Genomic DNA, 7,790 nt, shown 5'->3' with positions numbered 1-7,790 from the left:
TTACTGGTATTAGTACACGTGATAATTCTAATGATCGGTGGACACTACACATATGCAGAAATGCCCATATTTAATTGGATAAGAGACACTTTTCATCTTGCTAGGAATTATTACGATCGATTGGGGCACTTTGCCCAAGGCTTTATACCAGCAATTATCGTCAGGGAGATATTATTGAGGAAGTCAGGGCTACAAAGAGGAAAATTGTTATCTTTAATTGATATCAACGAAATAATTGCTCCACCAAGAGCCAAAAGCATATCCCATTGTGTATCCCAGACATCACCTTGTGTACCTAAGAATGCATCTGCAGCACTACCGGTAGCCTCGGCTACACCCCACTCGATTAATTCATATGAGGCACTTATGGCAAGACAAATACTGATGATTATTTACATGACAAATTCTTAAGGAAATTATAAATCTTAAGTATTCTAAACATGTAAATCATAACCAGAAACGAAATTCAGCTTTCTATATAATACTAGAGGGGGATTTTTATTGGTTAGGAAAGTTCTAAGGATGTGTTTGCTAATATGCCTATCAAGTATTCTTGTTACAGGATGTTCAAATTCTCTACAGGATGAAATAACAAGGCTTATAAGAGCTATGATATAGAAAAGCAAAAGAACGTTGAGTTAGAAATAGAGAAAGCTGTGTTAAATGAAGAACTAGAAAGCTTAAATAAGAGGCTAGACAAGCAGGTAGCAATAATTACAACTTTAACCAGAAATTCAGCAAAAGGAATGGAACTATATCCTATTTATTCGGCTGATGTTGATAACTATAAGAATAACTACAAGAAGGAAATAGATTTTGACATAACTATGCCCAAAGAAGATTCACTGAAAAGTAAATTGGATACCATTGCAGATACTTTATCTGTAATCTATTTTGGTAATCTTCCGATTGAGGTGCTAGAGATTGATGATAATAAAATTGCCACAATCAATCTGGAGGAGACATCGGAAAAATCAACTAATACATCAGTCCAAAAGACTAGTTCATGGGGTACTGGCTTTTTTCAAGGATCAACTGGGGGAACTATAACTACAATTCGTTTAAGTGAATCATTCCTACAGAAAGACTATGAGGGGGAATGGATAAAAGGTATAAGATTTTTGTATAAGGGTCAGCCTGTAGATTTCGAACATACGCCAGAATTAAGTAAAGTTATTTATCGAAGATAGGATTCTTTAAAAATAACCTGGTTTTCAAAGGATCACTCTCCATGGAAGCCTCTCAATCACGGGATATTGTCCGTAATCTGCAGTAAGTTTGCTTATAGTACTTTGGCCGAGGAGCCAACCTTTCCAAGAGTCTCTTTCTCACCCAAGCCCAGGTCAACGTAGCGAAGGGGGACACTAGCACAAAGTTACCCTTGTCAGTTACTCGTCCAACGTACTGGACACTTTCAAAAAACTAAGCGAGTAAAAGACTATGATCGGTGGATTAGTTTTAGGGTATGGATTCTTGTGGAGTGATTTAGTTTCTTATACCGTCGGGATAGGGGTCGGCATACTAATAGAGAGGCTCATGTTTTATAATTGCCAATGACTGTCAGACCTGGGCGTGAGTTTATAGTCTCATACTTAGCGTTTGTTAGAACGCATTGGGTATGATATAGTAAAATGCAACGATTTTGGGTCTATACGGTTGTCCCCAACTTGTGCACCCAAGAAAAATAAAGGGGCTAGCTAGAGAAATGAGTGTTTTATTTTGCCGAGATTGCGGCGTTGATATATCCGGTGAACCGCTTTTTCGGCGGATTAGTTTTACTTTAGAAAATGGAGAAAAGGCTGCATTGGTCGGCCCTAATGGAGCGGGTAAAACAACTTTGATACGGGCCTGCCTGGGAGATATACGCTTAGAAAGTGGAGAAGTCCAAATTCTTGGCTCCTTTGGGTACCTGCCTCAAATTCCGATAGTGGGGGATGAGGGGAACGTCTTTGACTGTGTGATCCAAGAACGAGCGGATTTGTTACAGATGCAGGAACAACTGCGTGAGTTAGAAGATAAGATGGCTTCCTCGGTGAGTGATAAAGTTATGGAACAATATGCAGCCTTAACTGAATCATTTGAACGCCAGGGGGGTTATGCTTTAGAAGCTTTGGTTCGAAGAATTTTAACGGGTTTAGGACTAGAAGCGGAGATGAATTCTGAGGTTGCTAGGTTAAGTGGTGGTCAGAAGACCCGGTTGGCTTTATGCAAGCTTTTGCTGCGAGCTCCTGAACTCTTAATTTTAGATGAGCCGACGAATCATTTGGATATTGCTGCTATGGAGTGGCTCGAAGGATATTTGCGAGATTATCCTGGGGCCCTGCTGATAGTTTCTCACGACCGATACTTTTTAGATCGCACCGTGTCTCGTGTTTTCTGCTTGGAAAACGGCGGTTTAAAGGGGTATACCGGGAACTATTCCGAATACGAATTACTGAAAGTATTAGAAGCCAAAACACTAGGTCGGGAAGCCGAGCGTTTATCAAATAAAATAGCTAAACTTGAGGAATATGTCCGCAGAAATAAAGCAGGAGTCAACTCCAAGCAGGCTCGCGGACGAGAAAGTCAGCTCCAGAAACTTAAGCCCATGCAAATTACCAAGGTAGATCACGGACTTTCCATTTCACTGGGAAATGGAGGGCGTAGTGGGAATCGAGTCCTTCTGATAGAGGATCTTTCAATTGCCTTCAGTACCCGGACTCTTTTTTCCAACGTGCAACTAGATTTACGACGTGGAGACCGAGTAGCTTTGCTGGGTAAAAATGGAGTTGGAAAAACCACGATTCTTAAGGCGATTCTCCAACAGGCCCCTTTTAAGGGGACCATCCGATTGGGAGCAAACGTAAAAATTGCCTATTACTCACAGGAACATGAGAATCTCGGTACTTCGGGTACGGTAATGGATGAGATCCGGGACGTTTCGAAATTAAAGGATCCAGAGATCCGAAATCTATTGGCTCGATATGGGTTTAAAAAAGATGATGTCTTTAAGCTAATTTCAGTATTGAGTGGCGGAGAAAAGAGCCGTTTAGCATTGTGCAAACTTTTCCTAGAGCAAGGAAACTTGCTCTTACTTGATGAGCCGACAAATCACCTAGATGCTGAAACTCGCGGAGTATTGGAAGAAGCACTTCAAGACTATGAAGGAACCGTGCTTGCAGTCTCTCATGATCGCTACTTTTTAGATAAGGTCGTCACTAAAATCGCTGAACTTACTCCTCAAGGGCTGTTACTTTTTGAAGGAGATTATACGGGGTTCAAGGAGTACAAGCAACAAGAAGAGATAGTCGTTGCTCCTATCGCTCGAAGTTCAAAGCTGCAGGCTAATGTCCAGGATCTGCAAGAAGGTCGTACTCTAGCACGAGAAAAAAAGAGGATGAAACAACTTGAAGTAGAAATTGAAGAGTTGGAAGAAACTCTCCATATGTTAGAAGAGAGATTGTCTTTAGCGGGCACAAATTACGAACTCGCTATGAAGCTTCACGAAGAATGTGAAGAAGTAATTCAACGACGAGATCAAGCTTTAGAAGAATGGATTGCTGGAAATGATTGATTTCACCAAATAGCTGTAGAAACCATATATTATCCTGAAGTCGCAAGGTGGAGGGATACATATGGGAATAGCTATGCTTATGGCAGTGGCTTTAAGTTTGGATGGGTTTGGGGTCGGATTAGCGTATGGACTACGTCGTATTCGCATACCCATCAATTCTCTTGTTGCTATTGCAATGTGTACAGTTTTGGCAATGGGGATATCCATGCTCTTTGGAGGGTGGGTAACGTTATGGCTTAAATTAATTCCAGCACGTTTATTAGGAGCATCAATCTTACTTTCATTAGGGATTTTTCAATTAGGGAAAGCGATTTGGAACCGTAAAGAACAAGTCTTTCCCCAAGCAGTACCAGCGATGGCTGCAGTCCATCCCAACCCTGTTTTGGAGCCCGTTTTCCGATTCCAATTACGCTTTTTTGGCTTAGTGATTCAGGTCCTTAAGTCACCAGATATTGCGGATGTCGATGGTTCTGGGGTGATAAGTCTTCGGGAGAGTATCTTACTGGGATGTGCACTGGCCGTAGATGCTTTTGCCAGTGGAATTGGTGCTGCAATGGCAGGTATGACCTTCTCAATCATTGGAATTGTGGCCATAACCCAAATGGTGATGTTACGTCTAGGACAAGAAATGGCTGGAAAAATTCCGGAAAACTGGACGAACAAAGCAGAATACTTACCTGGTGCAGTGTTGATCTTGGTCGGATTGGGTAAATTGATCTGAGGAGAGGTAAATATGTTAACGATCGGATTAACGGGTGGGATCGGAAGTGGGAAATCAACGGTAGCCCGATGGTTTATAAAACAAGGAGTTCCTGTACTGGACGCTGATAAAACGGTACATAATCTGTTGCAGTCCGATTCGTTGGTGATTTCAAAATTAGTCCAAGATTTTGGGACAGAGATCCTCGATAAGAAAGGACAAATCAATCGTTCTAAACTGGGCGCACAGGTTTTCAACGATGATGATGCTCGAAAGCGCCTTGAGCTAATCGTGCACCCTCGCGTGATTGAATGCATGAACGCGGAACAAACCGTTCTTAGAGATAGCGGAGTTCGAGTTTGTGTGTGGGATGTCCCCTTACTCTTTGAGGTGGGTTTTGAGAAGTTTGTAGACGAAGTTTGGGTAGTGTGGATACCGCGGGATCTTCAGATTCTGCGTGTTCTTGCGCGAGACAAGCTAAGCCTCAGTGAGGTAGAAGCCCGTATTGCAGCGCAAGGGTCGTTAGAGGATAAGAGACAGCAAGCGGATATCGTCATTGATAACTCAGGGAGTGAATTGCAAACCATTGCTCAGCTTGAAGAAACTTGGGAAAGATTAATAGTTAACAGGCGATTTAGTAAAGCATAATCGTTGAACTCATGCCCATAGATTAAAATAGTACGGTGGTTCGTGAGAGAGGAGATGGGATGGATAAAAGGAATTAAAAATGATAAGGGCATTCAGCAATTGATTAAAAAACCAATCTTATTCTTAGTTCTTATTGTCCTCGTGGGTTATAGCATCGCTCAAATTCCCATGGTGGAGAAGATTATCTATCCTTATCCTCATCGAGCCATGATTGAAAACTATGCCACAAAATATGGAGTGGACCCTTTACTTGTTGTCGCCGTGATTCGGGAAGAAAGCAAGTTTCTGGCACAATCTGAATCCCATAAAGGGGCTATAGGGCTGATGCAGTTGATGCCCAACACGGCACAATCAATCGCAGAAAGTCTTGGAGATAAACCGTTTTCGAGTGAGGATTTACTCAATCCAGAGAAGAATATTCAATATGGAACTTGGTATCTCTCCAGTTTGCAAAAAGTCTTTTCTAACGACAGGACATTGGTCATCGCAGCTTACAATGGAGGAAGAGGTCATGTACAAGAATGGATTAGCGCCGGCCAAATTGATCCTAAAAATATCCGTCTCCAGGATATTCCCTTTCAGGAAACAAGGGATTATGTAAGACGTGTCTTGAATAGTTACCAAAAATATATTAAACTTTACCGTAGCTAAGCTGCCCCGAAGAGACATCCGATGATTAATCTAATTTGAAAGTAGGAGTAATCACCATGGGAACGATGAAAATGAATCATAATGAGATAGGAGATAGCCCTTGTGAAAGAAGTTGATTCAGAAGAAGTCAAACGGATTTTGACTCGACTTAAAACGGTGCGAGGTCATATTTCTGGAGTAGAACGCATGATAGAGGAAGAGAAGAGTTGTGAGGAAATCTTATTACAACTCGTTGCTATCCGTTCTGCGGTGCACAAAACTTCTGTCATAATAGCACAACGATATGCAAGTTCCTGTCTACTAGAGGCGATTGACTCAGGGGAGGATCGTCAGGAAGTTTTGAACAACGCGATTGAAACCCTCATGAAACTTAATCAGTGAACAGAGTTGCGACATACATGTCATAAAGTTGAACATAGCTAGTGGTAACTAAATGCCCAAAAGAGAAAAGCAACACGGGAGCCCTCACCTAAAGTTCTAGGTAAGGGCTCTTTAACTATTTCAGTAAGGTGAGAGAATGCAGTTGTCACAAACACTATAGGGTGTACAGATAAAGTCACATTGACTATACCCATACGGGGTATTATAATCGAGATAATACTATAGAAATTGGATTTATTAGGTTGGATATCGAAAAGGGGGGGACTAAATTGGTAAAGAACATTTCATTCAAGGATTATGTCATTGTGGCCTGCGGAACTATGATACCGGAGTTAAATTATTTAAAAGAAATTGGTTTTCTAGATGTACATGCGTTATATACTGCCCCAGGGCTTCACCAAGTTCCAGATGAATTAGAAATTCAACTACAAAAGCAATTGGAAATAGCTAAGAAAAGTGCTAAAAAAATAATTGTGGTGTACGGTGGAAAGTATTGTTATATAAATATGCGCGATCCGTACCGTACCATCGATACAGTCATTGAAGAAATGCGAGAAGAGGGGTACTATATCGCTCGAACCGATGTGGAAAACTGCCTAGACATGTTGGCTACTGGGGAGGAAAGGGAGAAATTAGCCGAAGGGGAAAAAATATGGTTTTGCACGCCAGGGTGGCTAAAGTATCGAGACCAGGTATTTAAAGGCTGGGATAAAGCCAACGCAAATGAGAATTTCCCCCAGTATACAGGCGGAGGAATAATGCTTGATCCGATAGGGTTCTTTGATGATTATGCAATGGAACATGTTGAGGAAATCCTGGATTTTTCGGATTGGACTTCTATTACATTGGAAGCCCGCACTATAGGGTTGGAACGCTTAAAAGCAGTCTTAATCAATGCCATGGCTGAAGAAGACAGATAAATTTGTAAACTAGGCCTTTTTGCAATTGATTTATCACAACGAGAGGGATATAATCAATTTGGGCATATGCTCAAAAGGAGTTGATGCGATGTCAAGACGGCGTTGTTGTGGCCAAATCAATGAAGGAATAGTTGGTCAAACATTTATTCCTCAGGGTCGGTCACGTTGGCCAGAAGTCTTCGTTCAGCTCGAAGAATTAGAGGCCATCCGTCTCAAAGACAAAGTAGGGTTAGATCAGGTTGAATGTGCCGCATCTATGGGTGTTTCGAGAGCAACCTTTCAGCGAATCCTTGGAGGAGCTAGGACTAAAATTGCCACAGCATTAGTAGAAGGACGATCGATTATTATTCGAGGAGGAAACTACACGATCAAAAATAGGGTGTTCGAATGTGTCGGCTGTGGACATGTCTGGGAGGTTGAACCATGTACTACAGGAGGCAAACACGGATATGAAATTGCTTGTCCCAAGTGTGGAAGCATGAAAAAGATGAAACTTGACAATGGGCTCAGGCACACTTGCAGTGGTGGGCAACAAGATGCGCATGGACAGGGTGGTTGTTGTGGAGGAAACTCCTAAAGCATTACACCATGGTTAAGGAAAAGGGGGATTATATTGCGTATAGCCATACCTGCTCAGGGGCAAGATCTAGATAATTTGATGTGTGCGCGATTTGGGTGTAGCCCGTATTTCCTTTTTTGCGACTCAGAAGATCCATTAGGTACTGTAGAGTATAGAACTAATCCTTCCATAATTGGGACCGATGGTGCAGGTATTGTTGTTGCAGAATACATGGCGAAGGAAAACGTTAAAATAATTATAGCCGCTAAATTAGGACACAATGCTCTTAGAATTATTCGAGCTGTGAAGATACCGACCTATTCTGCTTCCGAACCATGACTCTCATGGAGGCTATCATGGCCTGGAAAGAGGGTAATT

At 41.8% G+C, this 7,790-nt stretch carries 11 protein-coding genes and 2 pseudogenes; 12 read left to right on the top strand and 1 reads right to left on the bottom strand.

Going from position 1 to position 7,790, the window contains the following annotated elements:
* A pseudogene (locus tag UF75_RS13250) lies at window positions 1-213 on the top strand (DUF2238 domain-containing protein); the annotation flags it as partial.
* On the opposite strand, the gene UF75_RS27120 reads toward UF75_RS13250, so the two are convergent.
* Window positions 111-347, bottom strand: a complete 237-nt coding sequence (locus tag UF75_RS27120) for a DUF2238 domain-containing protein (RefSeq protein WP_242860227.1) — start codon at window positions 345-347, stop codon at window positions 111-113. The pseudogene UF75_RS13250 and the gene UF75_RS27120 overlap by 103 nt on opposite strands.
* 309 nt (window positions 348-656) lie before the next feature.
* Between UF75_RS27120 and UF75_RS13245 the strand changes: the two genes are divergently transcribed.
* The 11 genes and pseudogenes from UF75_RS13245 to UF75_RS13205 all read left to right on the top strand — a co-directional run bounded on the left by UF75_RS13245 (window position 657) and on the right by UF75_RS13205 (window position 7,751).
* Window positions 657-1,190, top strand: coding sequence for a hypothetical protein (locus UF75_RS13245; protein ID WP_052693229.1), 534 nt, complete (start codon window positions 657-659; stop codon window positions 1,188-1,190).
* A 107-nt stretch (window positions 1,191-1,297) separates the two neighbouring features.
* Window positions 1,298-1,426, top strand: a pseudogene (locus tag UF75_RS30085) (pentapeptide repeat-containing protein); the annotation flags it as partial.
* A 14-nt stretch (window positions 1,427-1,440) separates the two neighbouring features.
* Window positions 1,441-1,557 carry a hypothetical protein gene (locus UF75_RS30080; RefSeq protein WP_348983054.1) on the top strand — a complete coding sequence of 39 codons (117 nt, stop codon included), beginning with the start codon at window positions 1,441-1,443 and terminating at the stop codon, window positions 1,555-1,557.
* Between the two features lie 148 nt (window positions 1,558-1,705).
* Window positions 1,706-3,553: an ABC-F family ATP-binding cassette domain-containing protein gene (locus tag UF75_RS13240; RefSeq protein ID WP_045575064.1), complete on the top strand. Its 1,848-nt coding sequence runs from the start codon at window positions 1,706-1,708 to the stop codon at window positions 3,551-3,553.
* Window positions 3,554-3,614: 61 nt separating this feature from the next.
* The gene (gene ytaF, locus UF75_RS13235) at window positions 3,615-4,274 is read left to right on the top strand and encodes a sporulation membrane protein YtaF (protein ID WP_045575063.1); all 660 of its coding nucleotides are present in this window, start codon (window positions 3,615-3,617) and stop codon (window positions 4,272-4,274) included.
* Window positions 4,275-4,286: 12 nt separating this feature from the next.
* Window positions 4,287-4,901 (top strand): dephospho-CoA kinase, encoded by a 615-nt coding sequence (gene coaE / locus UF75_RS13230; protein ID WP_045575062.1) that lies wholly within the window; start codon window positions 4,287-4,289, stop codon window positions 4,899-4,901.
* A gap of 54 nt (window positions 4,902-4,955) precedes the next feature.
* A complete protein-coding gene (locus UF75_RS13225) occupies window positions 4,956-5,552 on the top strand; it encodes a lytic transglycosylase domain-containing protein (protein ID WP_082075135.1) in 597 nt (198 codons plus the stop codon).
* A 102-nt stretch (window positions 5,553-5,654) separates the two neighbouring features.
* On the top strand, window positions 5,655-5,933 hold the full coding sequence (locus UF75_RS13220) for a metal-sensitive transcriptional regulator (protein WP_045575061.1): 279 nt from the start codon (window positions 5,655-5,657) through the stop codon (window positions 5,931-5,933).
* 269 nt (window positions 5,934-6,202) lie between these two features.
* Window positions 6,203-6,853 carry a DUF1638 domain-containing protein gene (locus tag UF75_RS13215; RefSeq protein WP_045575060.1) on the top strand — a complete coding sequence of 217 codons (651 nt, stop codon included), beginning with the start codon at window positions 6,203-6,205 and terminating at the stop codon, window positions 6,851-6,853.
* A gap of 88 nt (window positions 6,854-6,941) precedes the next feature.
* On the top strand, window positions 6,942-7,430 hold the full coding sequence (locus UF75_RS13210) for a DUF134 domain-containing protein (RefSeq protein ID WP_045575059.1): 489 nt from the start codon (window positions 6,942-6,944) through the stop codon (window positions 7,428-7,430).
* Window positions 7,431-7,466: 36 nt separating this feature from the next.
* Window positions 7,467-7,751, top strand: coding sequence for a NifB/NifX family molybdenum-iron cluster-binding protein (locus tag UF75_RS13205; RefSeq protein WP_045575058.1), 285 nt, complete (start codon window positions 7,467-7,469; stop codon window positions 7,749-7,751).
* Window positions 7,752-7,790 lie beyond the last annotated feature (39 nt).

Origin of the sequence: Desulfosporosinus sp. I2, from assembly GCF_000960765.1 — a bacterium.
Classification (GTDB): Bacteria; Bacillota; Desulfitobacteriia; order Desulfitobacteriales; family Desulfitobacteriaceae; genus Desulfosporosinus.
The sequence above is the reverse complement of the archived record's forward strand: the minus strand, read 5'-3'. Positions and strand labels throughout refer to the sequence as shown.

Excerpts from the sequence above, each read along its gene's own strand:
- UF75_RS13210 (WP_045575059.1), top strand. The coding sequence starts at position 6,942 with ATGTCAAGACGGCGTTGTTGTGGCCAAATCAATGAAGGAATAGTTGGT.
- coaE (WP_045575062.1), top strand. The coding sequence starts at position 4,287 with ATGTTAACGATCGGATTAACGGGTGGGATCGGAAGTGGGAAATCAACG.
- UF75_RS13225 (WP_082075135.1), top strand. The coding sequence starts at position 4,956 with ATGGGATGGATAAAAGGAATTAAAAATGATAAGGGCATTCAGCAATTG.
- ytaF (WP_045575063.1), top strand. The coding sequence starts at position 3,615 with ATGGGAATAGCTATGCTTATGGCAGTGGCTTTAAGTTTGGATGGGTTT.
- UF75_RS13240 (WP_045575064.1), top strand. The coding sequence starts at position 1,706 with ATGAGTGTTTTATTTTGCCGAGATTGCGGCGTTGATATATCCGGTGAA.
- UF75_RS30080 (WP_348983054.1), top strand. The coding sequence starts at position 1,441 with ATGATCGGTGGATTAGTTTTAGGGTATGGATTCTTGTGGAGTGATTTA.